Raw genomic sequence first — 23,383 nt, forward strand, 5'->3', positions numbered from 1 at the left:
GGACCGCCCGGATCAGCGAGGCGTCAGCGCGTGCTCCAGCAGCCGCGACGCGGACACCACCCCGAGCAGCGTCCGGTCCCGCATGACCGCCACGAGCGGGCACCGCAGCCGGGCCATCGTCGCGGCGACCTCCACGATCGTGTCGTCGGCGTCCACCCTGGGCAATTCGCGCGGCTCGTCGGGCAGCAACTCGCGCACCGTCCGCCCGCCCAGCTTGTCCGCGACGCGGTCCGCCATCGACTCGCTGAGCACCCCGGCCAGCGACGGATCGTCGCGCACATACGGCGGCACGAGAAACTGCACGACGTCGGAGGCGGGCAGCACGGTGTGCGGGCACCCGGACGCTTCGGTCACCACCAGCCCGGGCAACCGGTGCTCGGCCAGCAGGCGCGCGGCCGCCAGCGCGTCCGCATCCAGGTCGACGACCGGGAACTCCTCGGCCAGGTCCGCTGCGCGCATGCCCCCAGGCTACGGCGAGCCGGACGGCACCGCCGGAACTCGCGATTTCTTTCCGCACCCCTGACGCCATCGGACTCCCCGGGCTCGATCGGACCGCCCGCCGCCCGGCTGGGCACGGGCAGGCCGACCAGACTTCCCGGCACACCACGCGTAAAGATGCCGCAAAGACCGGCCCGCAGCAAACCGGGGCCCGCCCGCCGGGGGTGCGTCAGAACCGGCGGCCGGGAGCGGCCCCGACCCAGCGGTGGTAGGCGTCTGCGTCGACGTTGCCGCCGCAGACGATGGTGACCACGTGCCGTCCGGCGAAGCGGGCACGGTCTTCGAGGATCGCCGCGACTCCGAGCGCGGCGGAGGGCTCGACGACGAGACCGGCCCGGTCGAGGAGCAGCCGCATCCCGGCGATGATCGACGCCTCCTCGACCAGGACGGCATCGTCCGCGAGCAGCAGCAGGTCGTCCAGCACGGCCGGGATGGGTCGCCGGCCGGCGACCCCGTCGGCGATGGTGTCCATCGAGTCGGTCGTGACCACGCGCCGTTGTCTCCAGGAGAGGGTCATCGCCGGTGCGCCCGCCGGCTGGACGCAGATCACCTCGACGTCCGGCGCGCAGGATTTGAGCACCTGCCCTACCCCGGTGGCCATCGCCCCTCCGCCCAGAGCGATCAGGACAGCGTCGAATGGGGGCTCGGTGCCGGCCAGGGCGTCCGCCAGCTCCAGGCCGATCGTTCCCGCGCCCTCGCAGGTCTCGAGGTCCAGGCTGTCTTCGACCAGCCGGATGCCGTCGCGCCGCGCGATGACAGCAGCTCGCTCGCGAGCCGTTTCGATGTCGCCGTCCACCAGCTCCAGCCTCGCGTCCAGCGCACGGATGCGCTCGAGCTTGGCCGCGGACGCGTAACGGGAGGCCACAACGGTGACGTCGATTCCCCGGCAGCGACCGGACCAGGCGAGAGCTTGGCCGAGGTTGCCCGCGCTCGCGCACACGACGGCCGAAGCGCGGTTGTCGGCGAGCAAACTGGTGATCACCTCGGTGCCTCGCGCCTTGAAGCTGCGGACCGGATTCGCTGTTTCGAGCTTGACGCTCACCGCGCACCCGAGGTCGGGCTCCATCGTCTCGCAGCGATACAGCGGAGTGTGGAGGAAGACCGGGTCGATCAGCTGGCGAGCCGCTTGGATCCGGGCGAGGTCGAGACGCGTCTCCTGCACGATCCGCCAGCCTAGCCGCCAACGCCGCTCATCCGGCCGTAAAACGCGGCTGCGGGGCTCGGTACCGCGGTGCCGATTTCAAGCGGGCTACGGACGTGCCGCCCGGTGCTCTGCTTGCCGCCGCGCGAAAACTGCCATCAGCGGCACCGTGAACAGGAGCGGGCCCAGAATCGCTCGCTCGCGTCGAGGTCATGCCAGTCGGGCTGGGACGGTCGCAAGTCGCTGGCCTTGCGGCACGCGAGGCTGCAGCTTCGTCAGCGCGCCCGCCTTGCTCACCGCGGTCCTGGCCCAAAGCTGGGACCGCGCGACGGTCCACCGCCGAGAACGACGAGCGGGCCTTCGCGCGATCCCCCACCCAAGCACTCCACCCGGGATCAGCTCTTCGTGACCGTTGCGGTCGCATTCGAGTAGGTTCCGCTGGTCGCGGTGAGAATGTCCGACGTCCAGCTTCCGTTCTGGGACTTGAACGTGAACGTCTGGGTCGACTCCGCGAGGCCCGTCGCGCTCGTCGTGAGGTTCACCGACGTGCCGGTCGAGGGCGAGGTGAATCCGCCGCCGTTCGTGGTGACCGTGATGGTGCGTCCGAGGTTGCTCACGGTGTTGCCGTAAGCATCGGTGATCGCGATCTTCGCGGTGAGCGTGCCGCTGTTGCCGATGCCGGTGTCCGTGCAGGTGAACATGCACGGCGAGCTCAGCGTTCCGGCCGAGACCGTCACGCCGGACCAGGCCAGTCGGGCCGGGTCGCCCGCGCTCACGGTGAGCTGGGCGCTGGTGCCCGTCAGCGAACCGTCCTTGAGCGTCAGCGTCGTCGATTCGGCCTTCACCAGGGTGAGCGTCGCGGTGGCGGTGCCGGCCGAGAAGACCGTTGCCACGCTGGAAGGGGCAGGAGTTCCGTCTGGGGCGGGGCTCGGTCCCGTCACGGCGAGGGTCTTGCTGCCGGTGTAGCCGGTCGCCGTGTTCTTGTAGGCGTCCAGCGCCGTGACCGTGACCGGGAATGCAGCACCGGCCTTCTGAGCCAGGCCGGTTGAGACCGCGAACTGCGCGGCAGCGCCAGGGCTGACGGTGAAACTGGGCGAGACACCGCTGATGTGGCTGTCTCCGACCGACAGCGTCGTCGTCTGGGCCAGGTACAGAGTGAGCGGCACCGTCGCGGTGCCTGAGGTGAACGTGACCGGGTTCGCCGGGTAGGCCGGGGCCTGGCCGGAGACCGCCGTGCCGGGGCCGGACCAGGTCAAGGTCTTGCCGCCGGTGTAGCCGGTCGCGGTGTTCCGGTACGCGTCGAGAGCGGCGAGGGTGATGTTTTGCGCGGCGCCGGCGACGGCTCCGGACGGCGCGGGCACCTGGAACTGTGCGGCCGCTCCCGGGGTAACAGTCACCGCCTGGTTGCCCGTGACGTTCCCCGACGTGGCCGTCAGCGTCGTGTTTTCCGCTTTGTACAAGGTGATCGGCACGGTCGCGACACCGTTGGCGAAAGTGACCGTCGAGTTGCCGTTGTTGTAGGACGGCGCGGTCGAGTCCGGCGCGTTTCCGGGACCGCTGAAGGAAACCGGGTGGTCGCCGGTGAAGCCGGTGTCGGTGTGGCCCGCGGCGACGGCCGTGAGGGTCACCGTCGCGGCGTTGCCCGCGGTCAGCGCGGGCACGGACAGGCTGAAGCTGTCGCCGGTGGTCATTCCCGCGCTGCGCGGGCTCTCGCCGCCTTGCCACGCGCCCAGAACCGGCGTGACGGTGTAGTACCACGTTCCGGCGGGAACGTTCGATTCCGTGCAGCTCAAGGCGTTCGCCGGAACAGCAGCGCACGTGCCCTGCGCCGCGGCGGTCGCGGTGCCGCCCGAAGCCGACGGATAGCGGGAGATCCGGTAGCCGCCGGCGGGATGGCCGCCGACCGTCGTCCCGGCGGACCAGGCCAGGTTCACCGACGTTCCGGTGACGGTGCCGGACGGCGTCGACCCCGCGGTCATGCTGTCCGCCCGCCCGTAGGCTGGGACATTGGACGCCTGGGCCGTCCAGAACGCCCACGCCACGCCGCCGGACAGGGCGAGCGCAACGGCCGTCGCCGACAGGACGAGGGCACTTCGACGACTGATCCTCGGAACTCTCACTTCTGCACCGTCACCGTGACTGGAAGGGAGAACGTCTGCCCCTGGCAGGCGTTCGACGAGGTGGTGTCCATGGCCAGCGCGCCGGTCAGGCGCAGCACAGTGGACTGGCCCGCGGCCAACGAAAACTGCGGATCCGCGTACCCCGAAGGCGAGGTGAACGTCACGCCGGTCGGGCCGCAGCCGTTGCCCGCCTGCGCGGGTCCGGTCGCCGTGATCGCCACGACCTGCACTGAGAAACCGTTGGGGTTGGCCAGTTTCACGAGCGCGTCGGCGGTGCCGCCCGGATACAGCGTGCTGGCCGGGGTCTCGCCGGACAATGCGGCGGCCGTGACGGTCATCGTGCCGGTGGCCGCGGTGCCGGACGCGGAGCCCGTGCTGGACCAGTCCGCAAACGCGACTCCGGTCCCGGCGAGCAGCACGACCGCCGCCGCGCCGGTCGCCCAGTGGCTCTTGCGCATGTCAGGCCCCCTGTCCCGCGCCGGAGTAGGCGAGCGCGACCGTTGCGTTCTTGCACGCGTCCTGGCTGGTGGGCAGGTCGAGCATCACGATCCGCGGCAGCGCCGAGGCCGGGACGCCGAGCTGGGACAGCGTCGCCGTTTGCCGGGCCGCGAGCCGGAGCGGGTACGGGCCGCTGTACTGCGTTACCGCGAAGTTGCCCGGCGCACAGCCCGCGGAGCTGGTCTTCGCGACGGTGACGGTCAGGTTCGAGATCGCCAGGTCCTGGTTGTTCGGGTTCTGCAGCAAGAGATCCACCGGCAGGGCCGGGGCACCCGGCGCCAGCGTTCCCGCGGGATCTCCCGAGACGGTGAACGGTTTTCCCGACGGGGCGGCGACATCGAGCTCCACTTGAGCGTAGGCGTTTCCCGCGCTGCTCGACCCGACGACGTAGACGGGGTAGCTGCCCGGCGGTGTCGTGGCGGAGGTGCTTACCTGCAGCGTCGACGAGTTTCCCGTGGTGCTGCTGGGGTTGAGGGTGGCCGCCGCGCCGCTCGGAAGTCCGCCGTACACGCTCAACGAGACCGCTCCGGTGAAATTCGTGCGGTTGATTCCGATGGTGTAGGCCGCCGTCGAGCCCGCCGGCACGGTGGCCGAAGCTGGCGTCGCCGACAGCGCGACCGACGGGGACAGTGCCCGGTTGACGGTCAGCGTGACGCTGATCGAGTGGCTGAGCCGGCCGCTCGCCGCGGTGATCGTGACGGGATAGGTCCCGGTCGGTGTCGTGGACGACGTGGTCAGCGTCAGGGAGGAGGTTCCGGACGTCGTGATCGACGGAGGCGCGAAGCTCGCGGTTCCGGGCTGTCCCGTGGCGGTCAGCGCGATGCTCCCGCTGAACCCGCCGGTGGCGGCGGCCGTCACGGTGTAGGCAGCGGACTGGCCCTGCTGCACGGACTGGCTCGCCGGGTTCACGCCCAGCGTGAAGTCGGCTTTGGCCGCGGCGGCCGCGCTGGCCAGCACGCTCATGCCCAGCAGGCAGAGCAGTATCGGCACGAGCTTCCTCATCGGTTCTCCATCGGCGGAGGAAAGGTCCGGGGACAACGCACGCGCCTAGCCCCCGGACCGGCGGTCAGTTGCTGGAGTAGGCGAGATTGACCGTCGCGCCCTTGCAGCCGTCCTGGTTCGTGGCCTTGTTGTTGAAGCCGAGCGTCGCGCCGGAGAAGCCGGTGCTCGCGCCAGTCGCCAGGTCCTGGTCCACCGTCATGGTCGCGCCGGACAAGGTGTAGTCGCTCGCGTCGCAGGTGCCGACCGCACCGGGCGCGGTGGCGACCGAGGCGATCGAAACGGTGACGGTGTGCACGAACGCGTTGTTGGCGGAGTTGTTCTTCACCGTGCCGGAGATGGCGCCGGCCGCGACGCCGGGTGCCAGGTTGGTCGGCGCGCTGTTCTGGGTGATCGACAGGTTGCTCGCACCGGCCGAGACGGCCGCCGTGCCGGAGCCGGTGCCGGTGGTCGACCAGTAGGCGTACGCGACGCCGCCGCCGACAGCTACCAGCACGAGCGAACCGACGACGACGGCCTTGGTCTTCTTGGTGATGTTGCGCATGGGGACTCCCTCTTGTTTGCCTGAGCCGGCAACGGTTTTCCGTTTTTCGCCGGGGCATTGCTCCGACAACGAGTCTGCGGCCGCGCCGCGGCACGGCGCTCGGGGCGATCGGCCCGAGCTGACCCGTGCCGAAAGACCCGGGTCCCCGAGGTACTTGGGCATTTTTGTCCGCCGGTCGGCGGACAGCGTGTCGTCCCTCCGCCGGGGCCTGTCCGCCGTTCACCCACTGTGGCCGAACCCGCCCGAATCGCACGCTGTGTCACTACGACGACCGCGACGCGAAGGAGGGCCGGTAAAAATGATCACTCTGTGCGAGCCTGACCCGGCAACTCCGCGTTCGCACAGTTCTTGCACCGCAAAGGTTTCTCGTGCACCGCAAAGGTTTCTCGTGCACCACAACGGTTTCTCAGGCGCGACAGTCAAGCACAACGACACCGAGAGCGTCGACGCGCTGCAGCTGGCATTCGGCTACACCGCGCCCGCCTACCGGGCGGAGTCCGGCTGCGTCACCGCGGGACCGTACACCGGGGTCGGCAGGTGGTCGTGCTCAGCTGGACGAGACCGGGGTGATCCTCAGCCGCGCCGGTTCCGCTGCTGGTTGCGCCGGGCCGCGTACACCGCGGCCTCGGTGCGGCGCTCGAAGCCGAGCTTGTGCAGCACGGCCGAGACGTAGTTCTTGACGGTCTTCTCGGAGAGGACGAGCCGTTCGGCGATCTGGCGGTTCGTGCGCCCGTCCGCGATGAGGTCGAGCACGCGTCGTTCCTGCGGGCTGAGGGAGGCGTACCCGGTGTCCTGCGGGCCGGTCTCGCCGCGCAGGCGGCTGAGCACCGAGGCGGTCAGCTTCGCGTCGAGCAGCGAACCGCCTGCCGCGACGGTGCGCACCGCGTCCACCACGCTGGTGCCGGAGATCTGCTTGAGCATGTACCCGGCGGCCCCGGCCATGATCGCGCCGAACAACGCCTCGTCGTCGGAGTAGGAGGTCAGCATGAGACAGGCGGGCGGCGGCTCCAGCATGCTGCGGATCTCGCGGCAGACGGTGATGCCGTCGCCGTCGGGCAGCCGCACGTCGAGGATGGCCACGTCGGGCTTCACCGCGGCGACCCGCGCGAGAGCCTCGGCGACACTGCCCGCCTCCCCGGCGACCCGCAGGTCGGGCTCCGCGTCCAACACGGTCTTCAGGCCGGTGCGGACCATCTCGTGGTCGTCGAGGAGGAACACCGAGATCGTCATGACGCCCCCTGCGACGGATTCGCGAGCTCAACGCTCCAGGTCAGCGTCGTACCACCCTCGTCCGGATGGCGCAAGGACGAGGAGCCGCCCCACCTCGCCGCGCGGTGGCTGAGGTTGGCGAGTCCGCTGTGCTTGCCGGGTCGGTCTCCCGGGCCCGCGCCGTCGTCGGTCACCCTGAGGTCGAGCCGCTGCCCGTCGCGGTCGACAACGATCTCCACCGAGGCTGAGCTCGCCGCGGCGTGCCGGGCCACGTTGGACAGTGCCTCGCGGACGACCGCAAGCAGGTCGGCGCGAATCGGGCCGGTGACGGCGGTGTCGACCGGGCCGTCGAACGCGACCCGCGGCTCGAACCCGAGGACGGCGGCGCTGTCGTGCGCGAGCCCAAGCAGTTCCGAACGGAGGCCGCCGTGCGCCTCCGCGGGCTCCTGCAACGAGAAGATGCTGTTGCGGATCTCCCGGATCGTCCGGTCCAGATCGCGCACGAACCCGCTGATCCCGTCCGCGAGCTCAGGCCGGTCGGCGGCCCTTTTCAGCCCCTCGAGCCCGAGCGCGACGGCGAACAGCCGCTGGATGACGAGGTCGTGCAGGTCCCGCGCGATGCGGTCGCGGTCCCGGAACACGGCGAGCTTCTGCCGGTCGGCCTCGGCGCGCGTGAACTCCAGCGTCAGCGCCGCGTGCACGGCGAACTCCCGGACCTCGGCGATCTCGTCCTCGGCGAACGGTGTCAGGTCGCCGAATTTCGCCACCATCAGCACACCGAGGGTGTCCGGGCCGACGGTGAGCGGCACCGCGACCGCGGAGTCGAGGTCCTTGATCGTGGCGGGCATCGTCACCGCGGACCCGCTCTGCTGGGAGACCACGTGGTCGCCGTATCGCCGCACCGCCACGGTCTCCCGGGTCGCGAACGCGACGCCGCTGGCAGTGCCCTCGACCGGCACCGTGACCCCGGCGAGGGCTCGGTGCTCGGCGATCGGCGAAGCGACCACCTCGAAGACCAGGGTGTCCGGGTCGGCGAGGCTGGGCCGCACCACGGCGCCGACCGAGGCCGCGGCGACGGTTCGCGCCCGTTCGGCGATGAGGTACAGGGTGGTGTCCAGATCCGCGCCCGTGAGCAGCGCCCGGGTCACCTCGTGCGCGGCGGTGAGCCAGCGGTCCCGGGCGTGCGTCCGGCGGTATTTGCCGACGTTCTCGACCGCCATGCCCGCCGCCGCGGCCAGCGTCGCCGCGATCTCCCGGTCGTCCGCGCCGAACTCGCCGGTCGCCTTCTCCGCGAGGTAGAGGACGCCGTGCACAGCGTCGCCGACCCGGATCGGCGCGGCGACCGCGGACGGTGCGGGTACGACCACCTCGTCCGGAACGTCGGCAAGGGGGCGAAGGACCGTCGCGGCGGGCAGCAGGTCCGCGGACCCGGCGGTGATCACGTCGCCCGTCTCGTAAACGGCGACCGCGCCGCCGCGCGCGCCGGTCAGAGTGCAGGCAGCCTCGGCGATGCGTCGCAGCGTGTCACGCGGATCGTCCTCCGTCGCCAGTGCGACCACGGCGCGGAGGAGAGGCGATGCACCGGATTCGGCCACTCGGTCTCCACGGCGTCACGTTGCGCGTCAACACGCGTACGGTAAGCCAACGGCCCGGAGCCTACACCCGGAACTTCGTTTCAGCCGACGAACCGGCGGCCGGACACGACCTCGATCGACACCCCGACCCGGAGCTCGCGCACCGCGGGCGACGGCTGCCACGACAGGTCGGGCCCGGCAAGGCTCAGGGTCGTCATGGCGCGGCCGAGCACCGTCACCCACCAGGCAGCCTCCTCCGACAGCGCGTCCGCTTCGAACGCCACGACTCCGCCATCGGCCGCGCTGGACAGGGCGCTGCGGACTGCCGTCTGGAACCAGACGGTGTCGTCGCGCACCGTGAACTTCACCGGCTGGACCGCGGGCAGTCCGTCCACTGTGTAGACGACTCGCCCGTAGCGAGCTGTGGAAAGCAACCGCAGGCACTCGGTGCGGTCGAGCACCTCCAAACCGGACTGGTCGAGAGCGCTCACGCGGACGCTCCGGCCGGCCGGTCGAGCAGGCCCTCCCGCAATCCCGCCATCAGCGCCTGCGCGCGGTTGGACACGGCCAGCTTCTCGTACAGGCGGGCAACGTAGGTTTTCGCGGTGGACGGGCAGAGATACATCGTTCGCGCGATGCCCGGAACCGACATGCCCTCGGCGAGCAACTGCAAGACCTCGCGCTCACGCGGGCTGAGCGCGACCCGGCTGCCGTCGCGGCGGCGGGCCAGGGCCGGGGCGAGCCCGGTCGCGGTGAACGACGACGCGGCGACGGCCGCGTGCCGGATCGCGGCGAGCACCTCGCCGGCGGGCGCGGTCTTGGGCACGAACGCCGAGACCCCGGCTTCCAGCGCACGGAACAGCACGTCGTCCTCGCCACGCGAGGTGAGGACGACGATCCCCAGCTCGGGGAAACGGTCGCGCAGCTCGCGAGCCAGCCCGAGACCGTCGCCGTCGGGCAGCGCGACGTCGACGGTCACGACGTCCGGCAGCGTCGTCTCCACCATCCGCACGGCCTCGGCCATCGAGCCGGTCTCCGCGACGATGGCGAGGTCCTCGTGCTGCGCGATCAGGCTGGCCAGGCCGTACCTGGTGAGGGTGTGGCCGTCGACGACGGCGACTCGGACGGCCATGGTCTCCTCCTGCGCGGTCACCGGTTTCGCTGCGTCAGTCGGGATCGCGCGGCGGGTGTTAACCGTCCGGCTCGGATCCGGGACAAGAGGAGGCCGACGGCAGGGTACGACCCGGGTCTTTCGGCACTGGGACGACGCCGCCCGCGCAAGGATCATGCGGGAAAGGACCTCGACGGAGCGGAGAGCCGCCATGCCCGTGCTACTGCCGACGGTCGCGCTCTTCGGGCTGGCCGTGGGTCGTTCCTCAACGTAGCCGCGTGCCGCGTGCCGCGCGGCGAATCGGTCGTCTCGCCGTCGTCGCATTGTCCGCAGTGCGCGACGGCGATGCGGGCGCAGCACAACAACCTGGGGCTGGGCTGGTCGGCGCCCGGCCTAGCCCGCGCCATCGGCAGAAGGTCTTTTAATGTCCCTCGCACCGATCAGATCCGGCCGATGGAGCGAGGTCAGCCTCGTACGGAGACCAGTCTCGTGCGGGCTTCCTTCACCGACATTCCGCCAGTGAAGCACCAGATGGCGATCACCGGGTCGCAGATCGCGCAGCCCAGCGACGAGGTGTGCGCGAACGGCAGGATCGGCATGCCCTTGATGTGGTGCAGCACGTCGAGGGCCGTGTGCAAGAGCCACGCCACGCCGATGTACGCCCAGGATTTCAGGCCGCGGTAAGCGCAGTAGGTCACCGCGGCGGTGAAGACCAGTTCGAGGGGGCCGAAAGCGCCGCTGCTCAGGTAAGCGGCTCCGGCCCCGGCGACCATGATCGCGTTGAAGCTGCGTCGGTGCGGCTCGGCGAGGAAGGAATTGAGCAGCGTGTAGGCGATGCCGATGAGAACGGCGGAAACGATGATCACGGGCCAACGCTAGGGACGCGGACCCGCACGGGTAACCGGCCGGAGGGACACTTTTCGCCGGATTCTTGCCAACGGTGCCGTGGTCACCGTCGTTCCGCAGCCCTGTTCCCGGCCCGCACGACCAGCGAGGCCCGAGTACTCCGCCCGAGCAGCCGGTCCTGCTCGACTTTCACGTCCGGGTGCCGAGAGGCGTAGCCATCCAGCCGCTGTGCCAGCAGCCGGTGCTCTGTTCCTTTTCCTCGGCCGGAAACTCGCGATCGCGGACTAGATGTATCAATCCAGCTTGATGTACTCTCGGGCGGTGCCCGAGGAACCTCCGCTGTTCGTGCGGCTGCTGGCCGATCCGCTGCGGTGGCGGCTGGCCCGAGAGCTGGCCGTCAGCGACCGGCGCGTCCGGGAACTGGTGGCGGCGGTCGGACAGCCGCAGAACCTGGTCTCCTACCACCTGCGGCAGCTGCGAGCCGCAAGGGTCGTGACCGCGCGGCGCAGCAGCGCCGACGGGCGGGACAGCTACTACCATCTCGACCTCGCCCGATGCGCCGAAGCATGGGCGGAGGCCGGGACCGCGCTGCACCCCGGTCTCGCGGGCACCTCCGGACCGGCCTCCCACCGTAAGGGGCAACGCCTCCGAGTCCTGTTCCTGTGCACCGGAAACAGCGGACGCTCCCCGCTGGCGGAAGCGTTGCTGCGCCACCGCGCGAGAGACAGGGTCGAGGTCGCCAGCGCGGGCAGCCATCCCAAGCCGCTGCGCCCCGAAGCAGTCCGCGCGGCAGCGGAGTACGGCATCGTCCTCGAGCACGAGCCGACCCACCTGGATTCGGTGCGGCGCAAGCGGTTCGACTGGGTGATCAGCCTGTGCGACAAAGTCCGGGAACTGCGCCCGGACTTTCCCGGCGAGCCCCGGACGATCCACTGGAGCCTTCCCGACCCGGCCCGCGAACTCGACGAGACCGGAGACGCCTGGCCCGCGTTCCGGCGCACCGCCCGGGAACTGGACACCCGGATCCGGTTCCTGCCCTTCGCCCTCACCGCCGATGCTGAGGAGGAACTGTCATGACCGCCGAACTGGACGACCTCGTGAGCGTGCGCTACCTCGTCGACGATGTCGACGCCGCGATCGCGTTCTACACCAAGCATTTCGGGTTCACCGTGCGCACGCATTTCCCGCCCGCGTTCGCCGACGTCACCCGCGGCAACTTGCGGCTGCCGCTGAGCGGACCGGCCAGCTCCGCCGGGCGCACCCTGCCCGACGGCAGCCAGCCTGCCCCCGGCGGCTGGAACCGCATCCACCTGATCGTCGAGGACATCGACGCCGAAGTCGCGCGGCTGCGCGCCGACGGCGTCGTATTCCGCAGCGACGTCATCAGCGGCCCCCGGCGGTCGCCAAATCGTGCTCGACGACCCGGCGGGCAACCCGGTCGAACTCTTCCAGCCCCGCGGCTGACCGCCCCGGCCTTCAAGGAGAACCCGCCGCTGTGAACTCGCCTGCGCTCGCCCGACGGCTGGGCACCGGAGACGCCGTCGTCATCGGCCTCGGATCGATGATCGGCGCCGGCGTGTACGCGGCGTTCGGCCCTGCCGCCAAAGCCGCCGGCACCGGCCTGCTCATCGGCCTCGTGCTCGCCGCCGTCGTCGCGTACTGCAACGCCACCGCCTCCGCGCAGCTGGCCGCGCAATACCCGACCTCCGGCGGCACCTACGCCTACGGACGCGAACGGCTCGGCGAATGGTGGGGCTTCGCCGCGGGCTGGGGATTCGTCATCGGCAAAACCGCCTCCTGCGCGGCCATGGCACTGACTTTCGCCACCTACGCGATCCCCGGGCCGTGGTGGTTGCAACGCCTCGTTGCAGTCGCCGGCGTGCTCGCCCTCGCCGTCCTCAACAGCCGCGGCGTCACCCGCACGGCTCAGCTGACCCGGATCCTGGTCACGATCACCCTGCTCGCGCTCGCCACGCTGGTTCTGGGCATCGCCTTCGGCGGCAACGCATCCCCGGCACACCTGGGCGGAAGCAGCGCATGGTCCTCCGGCGGGCTCTACGGCATTCTCCAAGCCGCCGGGCTGCTGTTCTTCGCCTTCGCCGGCTACGCCCGCATCGCCACCATGAGCGAAGAAGTGCGTGACCCGAAACGCGCCATCCCCCGCGCGATCCCCATCGCACTGGGGATCGCGGTCCTGGTCTATCTCGTGATCGGCGCCGCCGCGCTGCTCGCTGCCGGTCCCGCGCGTCTCGCCGAGTCCGCCGCACCGCTGACCACCGCCGTCACCGACGCCGGAGCCGGCGCGCTCACCCCCGTCGTCCGCATCGGCGGCGCGGTCGCCAGCCTCGGCGCGCTGCTCGCGCTGATCGCGGGCATCGGCCGCACCACCCTGGCCATGGCCCGCAACCGCGATCTGCCCACCTGGCTCGCTGCAGTGCACCCTCGCTTCCGCGTCCCGCACCACGCCGAATTCGCCCTCGCCGTCGTGGTATCCGTGCTGGTGCTGACCGCGGACCTGCGCGGCGTGATCGGGTTCTCCTCCTTCGGCGTGCTCGTCTACTACGCCCTCGCGAACCTCTCCGCGTTCACCCAGCAGCCGCCCGACCGCCGCTGGCCCCGGTGGCTGCAAATCCTCGGACTGGCCGGATGCCTCGTCCTCGCGACAACCCTGCCCTGGCCCTCGATCGTCGCCGGAGCCGCGGTATTCGCCGTCGGCCTCGTCGGACGGCTGCTCGTGCGCCGCTCGCGAGCCCGCCAGCGGTGACCGCCCGACGCAGCAGCGGGATCATGCTGTAGCGCTCCACGGCCCCGCTCAGCAACACCACCCCGTCTACATCGTCGAGGGGTCGACGGCGCGCGACTGCGAACGGCCTGCGATGCGACGACCGACTCCCCACTGACCGCAGAAACGACGATTGACGGATACCCCTGGGGGCATGTGCAATGCCCCCGGGGGTATCGTGAAAGTCGAGGAAAGGAGCTGCCGTGAAGCTGGGCTTGTCCCGCACCTACCGAAGCGCGGGTTTCGACCAAGTAATGGCCAAGACACGAACCGCGCTGGCCGACGCCGGTTTCGGGGTCCTGAGCGAGATCGACGTGCAAGCGACCATGCGCGAGAAGCTGGACGAGCGGATGGAGCGCTACACCGTCCTGGGCGCGTGCAATCCGCCCCTCGCCCACCGCGCGCTGACCGCGACCCGCGAGGTCGGATTGCTGTTGCCCTGCAACGTCGTGGTCCGCGAAAACGGCACCGAGGAGACGATCGTGGAGGCGATCAATCCCGCGGTGATGGCGGACGTCGCACCCAAGGCGGGCATGGCCGAGGTCGCCGCGGAAGCCGCCGGACGGCTCGAGTCCGCGCTCGACGCACTCGACCGGGAGCTGGCATGACCGGCGTGGTGCTCTACGGGGATCCGGTCTGCCCCTTCGCCTGGCTCGCCTACCGCTGGCTCGCCGACACCGGCACGGAGTTCTCGATGCGGCCGATGAGCCTCGCCGTCCTCAACGAGGGAAAGTCCGTGCCGGAATCGCACCGGCAGCGCGTCGAGGACTCGCTGCACGCCGGCCGGGTCCTCGCGGCGATCGAGGACCCGGCGGCCGCCGCCCGGTTCCACGTCGCGCTCGCCCGCCGCGTTCACGAGCGGCGGCAGCCGGTCAGCGACGCGGTGCTCCGCGCCGCCTTGCGCGACGCGAGAGTGCCGGAAGACCTTGCGGGCCAAGCCAATTCGGCCGACGCGGACCCGGCCGTGCACGACGCGCACCAAGCGAGCCAGGACGCGCTCGGGGAAACCGGCGGCAGCCCGATCACCCAGCTCGACGGCCGGGCCTTCTTCGGCCCGGTGCTCACCGAACTGCCTGGCCCCGCCGAAGGACGCGCCCTGTTCGACGCCCTGCGCGCAACCGCCGCCGTACCGGCGTTCGCCGAACTCCGCCGTCCCCGCGTGGGCGCGCCCACGATCCCGGAAGGATGACCATGTGCCGTCCCGTTTCCTGCCGCACCTGCGGCAAAACCACCTGGGCCGGCTGCGGCCAGCACGTCGCCCAGGTCAAGGCAGTCGTCCCGGCCGAACAGTGGTGCCCCGGCCATCCCGGCGAACCGCGGCCGCCGCGCTCGTGGCCGTGGAGCAAGCGCCGCAGCTGACCACATACCCGCAGGGGTATCGTGGACCACGCCCGACCAGCCAGGGAGAGGACATCATGATCGGCGACCAGGACACCGTCACGCAGGTGCGCAACCGGCTCCGCCGCGCGCAAGGCCAGCTCGCCGGGGTCATCGCGATGATCGACGAAGGCCGCGACTGCAAGGACGTGGTCACCCAGCTCGCCGCCGTCTCCCGCGCGCTCGACCGGGCCGGGTTCAAGATCATCGCAAGCGGTCTGCGCGAATGCGTCTCCGCTGACGGCGAAAGCAATGAAACCGCCATGACCGAAGAACAGCTGGAGAAGCTCTTCCTCACGCTCGCCTGACCCTACTGTCCACAACGGACATTTCCTCGCCGGCGTCAGTTCTCCGCCGGGGCGCGGCCGAGGCGGATGGCCGACACCAGGAAGAAGATCCCGCCCAGCACCGCGTACCCGGCCACGGCGGCCAGCGACGGGTTCGGCCCGCCGGCGCTGAGAACGAAGTTGGCCCCGGCCAGCACGGAGATGCCGCCGCTGAGGATCATCGGCCACTGGCCGCCCATCCGGCGCCTGCCGACCGCGACGATCAACTGGACAAGACCGGCCACGACGGCCCAAGCGCCCCAGACCCGCAGCACGGCCGGAACGCCGGACGCGCTGGCGATCGCGACGCCGATCCCGGCCAGCAGGCTGATCGCGATGTTCACGTACAACCCCGCGGCACGGGACGAGCGCGCGTCCACGACCGCGGCCGCGACGTCGAACAACGGATACCCGACGACCAGCACCACCCCGATCGGGCCGAGGTGCGATTTCGAGGTGAGGAACAGCAGCGCGGCCCAGACGACCGCGAAGGCGAACCGCACGAAGTAGAGGCGACGCAGCGGGGCAGCGCTCCGGGCGGCAGGCGAGTCAACGATGGTCACGATGATCCTTCCGGAAAGGAGTCGGCGTCCAGGAGAGACCGAACGTTCTATCTCCCTCAGAGCCTGTCCGCTCGGCCGGGTGCGGTCAAGACAGGTCGTTCTTTCCGAAGTCTTACGGCGCGCGGCGCGCTACTTCGCCGAGTCGAGGCGGTGCTGCAGGATGCCCTCGACGCCCTGGACGAACGTCTCGCCGACCTGGGCCGGGTCCGTCAGGCAGCCCGACGCCATCGCGCCGTCGCGGAGCATCACGAAATGCCGTGCCGCCGGTTCCGGCGGGGTCTCGCCGACCTGTGCGAGCAGGTCCGTGACCGTGCCCAGGAACCACTCGCGGTGCGTCAGGACGGCTTGGTGCACGGGATGCTCGGGGTCCGGGTATTCCGCCGCCGCGTTGAGGAACGCGCAGCCGCGGAAGTGCGCCGACTGGATGCTGTCGGCGATGAATCCGGCGACCGCGCGCAGCGCGTCGGCCGCAGGTGGGTTGCCGGCGAAGATCTTGCCGATTCCGTCGCGCTCCATCTCGGAGACGCTCTGCAGATACGCGACGACGAGGTCTTCCTTGCCGGGAAAATGCCGGTACAGGGTGGCCCGGGTGACCTTCGCCTCCGCGACGATCCGGTCGATCCCCACCGAGTGGAGGCCTTCGGCGTAGAAGATCCGGGTGGCTGTCGCGAGCAGCCTCGACCGCGCTTCGGACACCTGGACCTTCTGCACCACAACCGCAACGCTAGCAGAGACAACGGGCCCCTACCCCGGCTCGACGCGGCCCTTCGTCCTCCCGGGCGGTGACATTGCGCCCTGCCGCGCGACGCAAGCAAGAACAAGAATCGAAAGTGCGAGAGCCACGCGCGAGCGACTCCCGACGAATCGGCGGCGCGCTCTCGCCTCGAGCGGTGGTGGCGGTACGGGCTGTCCCCTCTCCCCTGGCCCGGCCGCTGCCGCCGCTTCCTGCCTTGGACGCCGTCGAGGGCCTTCCGTTTCGCTTGCGCAGCAATCACTCCATCCCCGCATACCGGGGGACGAAAGACTCGGGAGTATCGACTGCCCGGTCCTGTCCTTCGCCTCTGCCCGCGCCGCCCGGGCAGCGGCACCGTGGAAGCAGCAGCGGCAGCAACCAGATGCTTCCCTCCGGGAAGGAGGACGACATGGCTCGTCGCACCCGGGATCCAGGGCCTGCCCGACCGGGCGGGTTCCCCGCTGGCCTTCGCGTACGCGTGCACGGTGGCCGGTTCGAAGGCATGGCCGGGATCGTCGTCGACCGCTCGCCCGATCTGCGCCCTGGCTCGGTCTGGGTGGAGTTCGCGCCGGGCCATCCGCGGCTCGTGCCGGGATACCGGCTCGGGGTCGGCGAGACCCCTGACTGCCCGGGAATGGCCTCGGCCGCAGAGGCCGAAGGTCACTTCGGCCCGTGACGTGCGCCCGGTGAACGATCCGCATCGTTCACCGAAGCTGACCAGCACCGGGTGGTGCCGCAGCGGGACAGTCCCGCCGAGCCGACCGCGGCGCGGTCTTCGCGATGGTCGCCCTGCTAAACAAGGTCGGCTCGGTGACCGGAGTCGTCGGAGCCGCAGGCGGTCTGGGCGGCTTCATTCCTCCGCTGGTGATAGGAGCGCTCTACGGCGGTCTCGGTTCCGTACGCGCTCGGGTTGGCTGCCCTGGTGGCCGCGGCGGCACTCGCGTTCACCGCGACCGTGGCGAAACGCTCGCTGCGCCAGCACTCCGAACTCGGAGTGTGAACCTGCGGAACTGACCCGGGAGCGCGACGCGGCCAAGCCACGCCGAATTCCCGGGTCGTGCCCGGCGCTATCCCGCCAGATGATCGCCGATCTGTGCGAACACCGCCTCCAGCGGCGGCACCGGAACGGACGGCGACATCACGTGCGATCCGTAGTGGGCGATGACCAGTTCGAGCCCCGGACTGACCTGCAGACGCTGCCCGTGGATGCCCTTCGCGCCGAACGTGCCGTGGCCGTCGTCGGGGACCCACCAGAAATTGTGGTACCCGATCGGCCGGACGGCACCGGTCGGCAAGGCGCGCTGGGCAGGGCCGGGCGGCACGTCGGTCAGATCGGCGACGACGCGTTCCTGCACGATCTGCTGGTCGCCGACCGCGCCGCCGCGGCGCAGCATCTCCCCTGCCCGGGCAAGATCGCGCAGGGTCGCGCTGTAGCGGCCGCAGGCGATCTCGGTGCCGGTGGAATCCAGGCAGTAGGCACCGTCCTCGTCGGCACCCAGCCGGGCCCAGATCCGTTCGCTCCACAGCTCCGCGAGGCTGACGCCGGTGACGCGACGGAGGGCTTCGGCCACGGCCTCCGTGTTGCCGTTGTCGTAGCGGAATTCGGTTCCCGGCGGAGCGACGGCCTGCGCGGTGGCCAGATGTTCCTTCACACTCGTGGGCCCGGTGTAGCCGGCGGGGCGGGGCACGATGCCGACGGCGGCGAAATAGCGTTGTGCTTCAAGGGGTTTGCAGAACGTACGTCCGCCGTAGTTCATCACGGTGCCCATGTGCAGCAGGTGATGGATCGTGGCGTCGCCGAACGCGGTGCCGCCGAGTTCAGGTGCGTAGTGAGACAGCGGCTGATCCGCGTCGAGTGCACCCTCGTCGATCAGGAGCGCGGCCAGCAGCCCGGTCCACGACTTCGCGACCGATGCGGACAGGTGGATATCGTGCGGCCGCATGCCGTGGAAGTACCGCTCGTAAACGATCTTTCCGCGGTGTGCCACCAGGATCGCGTCGGTTTCCGCGCTGGCAAGGAACTCAGCCAGCTTGACCGCCGCGTCCCCGGCACGCGGAGTCACGAGAAGGTGGTCCAGGTCTTGCGGATCCTCGGGCAGCTCCCAGCGCGGGCCCGCACCGCGCCAGACGCGCCGGGTCGGGCCGGTTTCCCTGGCGCGCGTCATGCCGAGGCGGACGAAGGCCGGGTCGACGTAGCCTCGGCTCCAATACGCATTGTCCACAGTGTACGGAGTGGTCACGGTTTCTCCTTGACTACGGCGAGGGCAGCGATGCGCCGGGCGTCGCGTTCCGGACGGACGAAGAACAGCGCGCCCAGCCCGCCCGCCATCATCAGGACGCCGGGAATCGCGAACGCGGTGGCGAATCCGGCAGCCGGTCCGTCGGCGGCCTCGACGAGCCGACCGGTGACGTACGGCGCGAGCAGCCCGGCCACGGTGACCAGCGCGACGCTGACGGACAGCACCGCACCCCGTTGTGCGGGCGGGCTGATCTCGCTGTTCACCGTCTGGCCGTTGGCGAACGTGACGCCGTGGAAGCTGAACGCCACGGCGATCAGGACGATCCGCAGGGCGGGCTGCGTCACGGTCGGCAGCAGCACCATCGCCGAGCCCGCCAGGATCAGCACGCAGCCGCCGAGCACGCCGCGCGCGATCCGGCTGGGCACGCCGAGGTGCAGCAGCCACTGGGTGATCGCGCCGTGCGCGAAGGTCAGGATCAGCCCGGCCAGCCAGGGAATCGTCGCGATCGCGGCCGCCTCGCCGGTGCTGTAGCCCAGTGCCGCTTCAAGGTAGGACGGCAGCCAGGCGACCATCAGCGTAGACGTCCAGTAGGCGCCGAACGCTCCGGTGAACCCGCCGAGCCAGGTTCCGGAGAGCAGGATCCGCCGGTACGGGACCCTGCTGGCCGGGACCGGCGCCGCACCGGCCGGGGCCAGGTCCACCGGCCCGTCGCGGCCGATCGCCAGCCACAGCGCGCACCACGCACAGCCGACCAGGAACAGGGTCAGGAACGCGGCACGCCAGCCGAAGTGCACGATCACCACGGTGAGCAGCGGGGTCGCGATCGCCCCGCCCATCGCGCCGCCGCCGACGATCAACGCGCTCGGAATATTGCGCTTGGCGTTGGGAAACCAGCTGTGGGCGGCGTGCAATGCCATGGGCTGCGCGGGCCCTTCGGCGGCGCCGAGCACGATCCGGCTCGCCAGCAGCAGCCCGATCCCGCCGGCGGCCACCACGGACACCTGCGTCACCGCCCACACCAGGGCGAGCACCAGCAGGATCCACCGGGTCGAAATCCGGCTGGACGCGAGGCCGACCGCCAGCGCGCACACGCTGAACAGGAAGAAGAACGAACTGGACAGCAGGCCGTACTGCGACGGGCTCAGCCCGAACTCGTGCATGATCGGACGCGCGGCCAAGCCGAGAACGGTCTTGTCGCCGTAGTTGATCAGCATGAACAGCAGCAGCATGACCACCACGGACCAGCGACGCAGCCAACCGCTTCCCGCCACGCCGTCCGTCGGCGCGGCGGACCGCGGCCTGGTGCCCGCCGGCTTCACCGCTGCGCCCCGGTCTGGAGCAGGGCTTTGGCGATCCCGTTCTTCTGGATCTCCGACGACCCGGTCAGCACGCGGAACATCCGCAGGCGCCGGAACAGCCACTCCACCTCCGCCCCGCGCACGAGCCCGGCCTTGCCGTGGATCTGCACTGCCTCGTCGGCGATGCGGAAGGCGTTCTCCGCCACGAACAGCTTGCACATGAACGCCTCCGTGCTCGGTTTGCTTCCGGAGTCCAGTTCGGACAGCGCGTCGTAGGTCATGGCGCGGGCCGCGTAGTACGCGGTGGCCATGTCGGCGATCTTGTGCTGGATCGACTGCAACGCGGCCAGCGGTCCGCCGAACACCTGGCGGGTGCGGGCGAATTCGATGGTGAGTTCCAGCGCGCGACGGGCGTGGCCCAGGACCGTGGGGCAGTGCAGCAGCCGGTTGGTGGTGACCCGGCCGAGTCCGATGCGCAATCCGTCGCCGACCTGGCCGAGCAGCTGCTGCGGGCCGACGTAGCAGTCGTCGAGGATGATGTCGGACTCGATGTGCTGGCCGGACATCGGAACCTCGCCGTCGGCGACGGTGCAGCCCGGCGAGTCGAGGTCGACCAGGAACGCCGAGTAGCTCTCCTCCTCCCCCGCCATCCGGGCGACCAGCACGGAGAAGTCAGCGATCGGGCCGGCCGAGGAGAACACCTTGTGCCCGCTGATTCGCCAGCCGTCGCCGTCCGGGGTCGCCGTGGTGCGCATGGCCCGCACGTCCGACCCGGCATTGGTTTCGGTGAGCGAGAAGCAGCAGGCGCGTTCCCCTCGGACCACCGGCAGCAGGTACCGCTCGCGCTGGTGCTCGGTGGCCGTGGAGAAGATCGCGCCGGCGCGCAGCGGGCCGCCCAGGTCGCCGAGCACGCAGTGGTACAGGATCCGGCCGGACGCGCCGACCTCCTCCTTGAGCGCGGCCAGTTCGGTGTAGGTCAGGTCGAGGCCGCCGTACTCGCTGGGCAGGTGGACGCCGTAGAAACCCAGCTCCCGGCAGCGTTTCCAGACGGGCTCCACCATGGCGCGGGTCAGCGGTGTCTCCGGGGTCAGCCCGAGCGTGGCCTCGTAGTCAGCGAGTTCGCCGGACAGATATTCGCGCAGGCGCGCGACCAGCTCGGCCAGCCGCGGGTTGTCGGCGTAAGCCGGGGTAAGGGTGAAGGACATGCCGGGCCTCCTCAGTGGACTTTCCGGGCTTCGCCCGCCCAATACCGGTCCCGCACCGCGCGCCGGTCGATCTTGCCGTTGCGGTTCACCGGGAGTTCGTCGGCGAAATCCACCGAGCGGGGTTTCTTGATGCGCGCCAGCCGTTCCGCGCAGAACTCGATCAGTTCCTCGGCGGTGGCCTCGGATCGGCGGACGACGACCGCCTTCACCGCCTCGCCCCACTGCTCGTCGGGCACGCCCACCACGCACGCCTCGGAAACGGCGGGATGCTCGTAGAGCACGGATTCCACTTCGGTGCAGTAGATGTTGTAGCCGCCGGAGATGATCATGTCCTTCTTGCGGTCCACAATGAACAGATAGCCGTCGGCGCGCAGGTAGCCGATGTCGCCGGTGTACACCCAGCCGTCGCGGAACGTCTCCGCGGACAGCTCCGGCTCGTGCCAGTACTCGGTCACGCAGTCCGGACCGCGCACCACCACCTCGCCGAGGGCACCGGCAGGCACCGGCCGTCCTTCGTCGTCGACCACCCGGACCTCGGAGTCGAACAACGGCCGCCCGGCCGAGGACAGCAGCTCCGGATCCTCCTCGATGCCGCGCACCACGTCCTCGCAGGTCAACACCGTGACGCCGCTGGTGGTTTCGCCCTGGCCGTACCCCTGCATCACGACCGGGCCGAACGCCGCCACCGCGTCGCGCAACCGCTGCGGCGACACCGGCGCGCCGCCCACGCGCAGGCAGGTCAACGAGGACAGGTCGAAGTCTCCGAGACCGGGATGGGACAGCACCATGTTCAGCATCACCGGCACCAGGAACGTCGAGGTGATCCGCTCCGCCTCGACCGCCCGCAGGAACTCCTCGGCGCTGAACCGCGGCAGCACCACCACCGTCGCGCCCCGGGAAAAGGCCGCCAGCAACCCCATTCCGGTCGCGTGCGTGATCGGACCTGCCGCGAGGTACCGCTCCGAGGCGGACGGCGCGCCTTCCGGGCTCATCAACCGCTTGCGCATGTTCGCCAGCCGGTTCCCGTTCGTCTGCACCGCCGCCTTGAGCTTCCCGGTGGAGCCCGAAGTGAAGTGCAGAACGGACGGATCGCTCGCGCCCACCTCGATCGCGACCGGCTCAGGCGAACCCGCGGCCAGCACGTCGGCGTAGGACGACGCATCAGCCGTGCGGCCGTCGTAGTCGATCAACGAACACGATGTCCCTGCGGCCGCCTTTTGTGCCGCTTCGGCGTGCTCGGCGTCGACCAGCAGCACCCGCACGTCCGCGTCCGCCAGGATGTGCTCGACCTCGCCCGCGGACAGCCGGGCGCTGATCGGCACGCGCAGGAAACCGCCCTTGTAGCAACCGATCTCGGTCTCGACGAGGTCCGCGCTGTTGCCGGCGAAGGTGGCCACCGCCTGCCCGGGCTCGACGCCGGACGCGAGCAGCGCGGACGCCAGCCGGTTCGTCCGCTCCTCCAGGTCGCGGTAGGTCCACCGCCGCTCACCGCACACCAGCGCCGGCTGTTCGGGCCAGAACGTGCTGGCACGGGTGACATAGCTGCCCAGGTTCACGCCGACTCCCTGTTTTCCGTCAGATTGACCAATGCTGAACACTGTGTCTATTAACGGTCGCGGTGTCAACAGTTCGCTACACTCGGGCCGGCGACGACCGAAGGGGGCCCATGCCGACGACTGACCGCCGTACCCGCCGCACCCGCGGGCTGCTCCGCGACGCGCTGGTGTCGCTGGTGCTCGAGCGCGGATACGCCAACGTGACGGTGGAAGACATCACCGAACGGGCCGACCTGGGCCGCGCGACGTTCTACAGCCACTACCCGGACAAGGACGCGCTGCTGCGGCACGTCGTCACCGAGCTCCAGGAGGAACTGGACGAACGGCTGCGCCCGCTGGTCCCGGCGTCCTCGGTGGGTTTCACCGGCAAACCGGCGCTCGAGTTGTTCCGGCACGCCCGCGAAAACCGGGATCTCTACCTGCTCATCCTGCGCGGCGAGGGCGACGGCCGGGCGCTGCGCCAGTTCACCGACGCGCGCATCGACGCGGTATGCGCGGTGTTCAAGTCCCGGGCGGACCACCACGACGTCCGCCCGCGCATCGACCTCGGCGTGCTGGCGAGGGCGTGGGTCGGGGAACAGCTCGCCGTCCTGCGCTGGTGGCTCGAAGCGGACCCCGCGCCGATGTCCGCGGAAGAGGCGACGGGGATGCTGCAGAACCTCTCGCTGCGTGGGCGCTATTGGGCCAACGGCTTCGAAGGCGATCCGCCCGACCCCGCGCCGACTGGAGCGGATTCACCGCAGCCTTGAAGCTCTGCGTCGCT

25 protein-coding genes and 2 pseudogenes are annotated in these 23,383 nt (G+C 70.4%); 10 read left to right on the plus strand and 17 right to left on the minus strand.

All coding sequences use genetic code 11. The features are described 5' to 3' along the window. Window positions 1-12: 12 nt before the first annotated feature. The 10 genes from H5411_RS11915 to H5411_RS11960 all read right to left on the minus strand — a co-directional run bounded on the left by H5411_RS11915 (window position 13) and on the right by H5411_RS11960 (window position 9,715). On the minus strand, window positions 13-459 hold the full coding sequence (locus H5411_RS11915; RefSeq protein ID WP_009078280.1) for a CBS domain-containing protein: 447 nt from the start codon (window positions 457-459) through the stop codon (window positions 13-15). Window positions 460-667: 208 nt separating this feature from the next. Beyond that, window positions 668-1,660, minus strand: a complete 993-nt coding sequence (locus H5411_RS11920) for a threonine ammonia-lyase (protein WP_101439946.1) — start codon at window positions 1,658-1,660, stop codon at window positions 668-670. A 374-nt stretch (window positions 1,661-2,034) separates the two neighbouring features. Then, complete coding sequence (locus H5411_RS11925; RefSeq protein ID WP_143271481.1) at window positions 2,035-3,759, minus strand: hypothetical protein; 1,725 nt, start codon at window positions 3,757-3,759, stop codon at window positions 2,035-2,037. After that, window positions 3,756-4,217 (minus strand): hypothetical protein, encoded by a 462-nt coding sequence (locus H5411_RS11930; RefSeq protein ID WP_101439944.1) that lies wholly within the window; start codon window positions 4,215-4,217, stop codon window positions 3,756-3,758. Before H5411_RS11930 ends, H5411_RS11925 begins: the two co-directional genes overlap by 4 nt. A 1-nt stretch (window position 4,218) precedes the next feature. Further along, complete coding sequence (locus H5411_RS11935) at window positions 4,219-5,259, minus strand: COG1470 family protein (protein ID WP_101439943.1); 1,041 nt, start codon at window positions 5,257-5,259, stop codon at window positions 4,219-4,221. Window positions 5,260-5,323: 64 nt separating this feature from the next. Further along, the gene (locus H5411_RS11940; protein ID WP_183123784.1) at window positions 5,324-5,800 is read right to left on the minus strand and encodes a hypothetical protein; all 477 of its coding nucleotides are present in this window, start codon (window positions 5,798-5,800) and stop codon (window positions 5,324-5,326) included. A 573-nt stretch (window positions 5,801-6,373) separates the two neighbouring features. Beyond that, entirely contained in the window at window positions 6,374-7,030 is a 657-nt protein-coding gene (locus H5411_RS11945) for a response regulator (RefSeq protein ID WP_101439941.1), read from the minus strand. Next, complete coding sequence (locus H5411_RS48415) at window positions 7,027-8,568, minus strand: sensor histidine kinase (protein WP_279630040.1); 1,542 nt, start codon at window positions 8,566-8,568, stop codon at window positions 7,027-7,029. Before H5411_RS48415 ends, H5411_RS11945 begins: the two co-directional genes overlap by 4 nt. A 116-nt stretch (window positions 8,569-8,684) precedes the next feature. Beyond that, window positions 8,685-9,074: a pyridoxamine 5'-phosphate oxidase family protein gene (locus H5411_RS11955; protein ID WP_220816824.1), complete on the minus strand. Its 390-nt coding sequence runs from the start codon at window positions 9,072-9,074 to the stop codon at window positions 8,685-8,687. Beyond that, window positions 9,071-9,715: a response regulator transcription factor gene (locus H5411_RS11960; RefSeq protein WP_183123786.1), complete on the minus strand. Its 645-nt coding sequence runs from the start codon at window positions 9,713-9,715 to the stop codon at window positions 9,071-9,073. Before H5411_RS11960 ends, H5411_RS11955 begins: the two co-directional genes overlap by 4 nt. Between H5411_RS11960 and H5411_RS49280 the strand changes: the two are divergent. Then, window positions 9,683-10,045, plus strand: a pseudogene (locus H5411_RS49280) (prepilin peptidase); the annotation flags it as partial. The gene H5411_RS11960 and the pseudogene H5411_RS49280 overlap by 33 nt on opposite strands. 113 nt (window positions 10,046-10,158) lie before the next feature. Here the strand turns inward: H5411_RS49280 and H5411_RS11970 are convergent. Next, on the minus strand, window positions 10,159-10,560 hold the full coding sequence (locus H5411_RS11970; protein ID WP_167442081.1) for a DUF6010 family protein: 402 nt from the start codon (window positions 10,558-10,560) through the stop codon (window positions 10,159-10,161). Window positions 10,561-10,846: 286 nt separating this feature from the next. On the opposite strand from H5411_RS11970, the gene H5411_RS11975 reads away from it, so the two are divergent. The 7 genes and pseudogenes from H5411_RS11975 to H5411_RS12005 all read left to right on the plus strand — a co-directional run bounded on the left by H5411_RS11975 (window position 10,847) and on the right by H5411_RS12005 (window position 15,007). Next, entirely contained in the window at window positions 10,847-11,617 is a 771-nt protein-coding gene (locus H5411_RS11975) for an arsenate reductase/protein-tyrosine-phosphatase family protein (protein WP_101441322.1), read from the plus strand. Beyond that, window positions 11,614-12,004, plus strand: a pseudogene (locus tag H5411_RS11980) (VOC family protein). The gene H5411_RS11975 and the pseudogene H5411_RS11980 overlap by 4 nt, the downstream one beginning before the upstream one ends. 31 nt (window positions 12,005-12,035) lie before the next feature. Beyond that, window positions 12,036-13,304, plus strand: a complete 1,269-nt coding sequence (locus H5411_RS11985; protein ID WP_101439937.1) for an APC family permease — start codon at window positions 12,036-12,038, stop codon at window positions 13,302-13,304. Window positions 13,305-13,525: 221 nt separating this feature from the next. Beyond that, the gene (locus H5411_RS11990) at window positions 13,526-13,930 is read left to right on the plus strand and encodes a DUF302 domain-containing protein (protein WP_244194872.1); all 405 of its coding nucleotides are present in this window, start codon (window positions 13,526-13,528) and stop codon (window positions 13,928-13,930) included. Continuing rightward, window positions 13,927-14,511: a mycothiol-dependent nitroreductase Rv2466c family protein gene (locus H5411_RS11995; protein WP_101439936.1), complete on the plus strand. Its 585-nt coding sequence runs from the start codon at window positions 13,927-13,929 to the stop codon at window positions 14,509-14,511. Before H5411_RS11990 ends, H5411_RS11995 begins: the two co-directional genes overlap by 4 nt. Before the next feature lie 2 nt (window positions 14,512-14,513). Then, window positions 14,514-14,681 carry a hypothetical protein gene (locus tag H5411_RS12000; RefSeq protein ID WP_167442079.1) on the plus strand — a complete coding sequence of 56 codons (168 nt, stop codon included), beginning with the start codon at window positions 14,514-14,516 and terminating at the stop codon, window positions 14,679-14,681. A 56-nt stretch (window positions 14,682-14,737) separates the two neighbouring features. Further along, a complete protein-coding gene (locus H5411_RS12005) occupies window positions 14,738-15,007 on the plus strand; it encodes a metal-sensitive transcriptional regulator (protein ID WP_101439935.1) in 270 nt (89 codons plus the stop codon). Window positions 15,008-15,042: 35 nt separating this feature from the next. Here the strand turns inward: H5411_RS12005 and H5411_RS12010 are convergent, their stop codons facing one another. Together H5411_RS12010 and H5411_RS12015 are read right to left on the minus strand one after the other, a co-directional pair. Next, window positions 15,043-15,591, minus strand: a complete 549-nt coding sequence (locus tag H5411_RS12010; protein WP_460431575.1) for a hypothetical protein — start codon at window positions 15,589-15,591, stop codon at window positions 15,043-15,045. Window positions 15,592-15,717: 126 nt separating this feature from the next. Then, on the minus strand, window positions 15,718-16,284 hold the full coding sequence (locus H5411_RS12015) for a TetR/AcrR family transcriptional regulator (protein WP_183123832.1): 567 nt from the start codon (window positions 16,282-16,284) through the stop codon (window positions 15,718-15,720). Between the two features lie 446 nt (window positions 16,285-16,730). Here H5411_RS12015 and H5411_RS12020 point away from each other — a divergent pair, with 446 nt between their 5' ends. Continuing rightward, window positions 16,731-16,997 carry a hypothetical protein gene (locus H5411_RS12020; RefSeq protein ID WP_183123788.1) on the plus strand — a complete coding sequence of 89 codons (267 nt, stop codon included), beginning with the start codon at window positions 16,731-16,733 and terminating at the stop codon, window positions 16,995-16,997. Window positions 16,998-17,388: 391 nt separating this feature from the next. On the opposite strand, the gene H5411_RS12025 is transcribed toward H5411_RS12020, so the two are convergent. The 4 genes from H5411_RS12025 to H5411_RS12040 are packed head-to-tail and all read right to left on the minus strand — an operon-like array spanning window position 17,389 to window position 22,620. After that, complete coding sequence (locus H5411_RS12025) at window positions 17,389-18,561, minus strand: serine hydrolase domain-containing protein (protein ID WP_183123792.1); 1,173 nt, start codon at window positions 18,559-18,561, stop codon at window positions 17,389-17,391. Next, window positions 18,558-19,832 (minus strand): MFS transporter, encoded by a 1,275-nt coding sequence (locus tag H5411_RS12030; RefSeq protein ID WP_312878147.1) that lies wholly within the window; start codon window positions 19,830-19,832, stop codon window positions 18,558-18,560. The genes H5411_RS12025 and H5411_RS12030 overlap by 4 nt, the downstream gene beginning before the upstream one ends. Window positions 19,833-19,876: 44 nt before the next feature. Further along, window positions 19,877-21,064, minus strand: coding sequence for an acyl-CoA dehydrogenase family protein (locus H5411_RS12035; RefSeq protein ID WP_183123795.1), 1,188 nt, complete (start codon window positions 21,062-21,064; stop codon window positions 19,877-19,879). An 11-nt stretch (window positions 21,065-21,075) separates the two neighbouring features. Further along, window positions 21,076-22,620: an acyl-CoA synthetase gene (locus H5411_RS12040; RefSeq protein ID WP_183123797.1), complete on the minus strand. Its 1,545-nt coding sequence runs from the start codon at window positions 22,618-22,620 to the stop codon at window positions 21,076-21,078. 110 nt (window positions 22,621-22,730) lie between these two features. Here H5411_RS12040 and H5411_RS12045 point away from each other — a divergent pair, with 110 nt between their 5' ends. Next, entirely contained in the window at window positions 22,731-23,369 is a 639-nt protein-coding gene (locus H5411_RS12045) for a TetR/AcrR family transcriptional regulator (RefSeq protein ID WP_183123799.1), read from the plus strand. The last annotated feature ends 14 nt before the right edge of the window (window positions 23,370-23,383 follow it).

Origin of the sequence: Amycolatopsis echigonensis, from assembly GCF_014174495.1 — a bacterium.
In the GTDB taxonomy this organism is placed as follows: domain Bacteria; phylum Actinomycetota; class Actinomycetes; order Mycobacteriales; family Pseudonocardiaceae; genus Amycolatopsis; species Amycolatopsis echigonensis.

Bases quoted from the DNA above. Each gene is read 5' to 3' on its own strand.
- H5411_RS11915 (WP_009078280.1), bottom strand. From the start codon at position 459: ATGCGCGCAGCGGACCTGGCCGAGGAGTTCCCGGTCGTCGACCTGGAT.
- H5411_RS11930 (WP_101439944.1), bottom strand. From the start codon at position 4,217: ATGCGCAAGAGCCACTGGGCGACCGGCGCGGCGGCGGTCGTGCTGCTC.
- H5411_RS11935 (WP_101439943.1), bottom strand. From the start codon at position 5,259: ATGAGGAAGCTCGTGCCGATACTGCTCTGCCTGCTGGGCATGAGCGTG.
- H5411_RS11940 (WP_183123784.1), bottom strand. From the start codon at position 5,800: ATGCGCAACATCACCAAGAAGACCAAGGCCGTCGTCGTCGGTTCGCTC.
- H5411_RS11945 (WP_101439941.1), bottom strand. From the start codon at position 7,030: ATGACGATCTCGGTGTTCCTCCTCGACGACCACGAGATGGTCCGCACC.
- H5411_RS11960 (WP_183123786.1), bottom strand. From the start codon at position 9,715: ATGGCCGTCCGAGTCGCCGTCGTCGACGGCCACACCCTCACCAGGTAC.
- H5411_RS11975 (WP_101441322.1), top strand. From the start codon at position 10,847: ATGTACTCTCGGGCGGTGCCCGAGGAACCTCCGCTGTTCGTGCGGCTG.
- H5411_RS11995 (WP_101439936.1), top strand. From the start codon at position 13,927: ATGACCGGCGTGGTGCTCTACGGGGATCCGGTCTGCCCCTTCGCCTGG.
- H5411_RS12000 (WP_167442079.1), top strand. From the start codon at position 14,514: ATGTGCCGTCCCGTTTCCTGCCGCACCTGCGGCAAAACCACCTGGGCC.
- H5411_RS12005 (WP_101439935.1), top strand. From the start codon at position 14,738: ATGATCGGCGACCAGGACACCGTCACGCAGGTGCGCAACCGGCTCCGC.
- H5411_RS12020 (WP_183123788.1), top strand. From the start codon at position 16,731: ATGGCTCGTCGCACCCGGGATCCAGGGCCTGCCCGACCGGGCGGGTTC.
- H5411_RS12035 (WP_183123795.1), bottom strand. From the start codon at position 21,064: ATGTCCTTCACCCTTACCCCGGCTTACGCCGACAACCCGCGGCTGGCC.
- H5411_RS12045 (WP_183123799.1), top strand. From the start codon at position 22,731: ATGCCGACGACTGACCGCCGTACCCGCCGCACCCGCGGGCTGCTCCGC.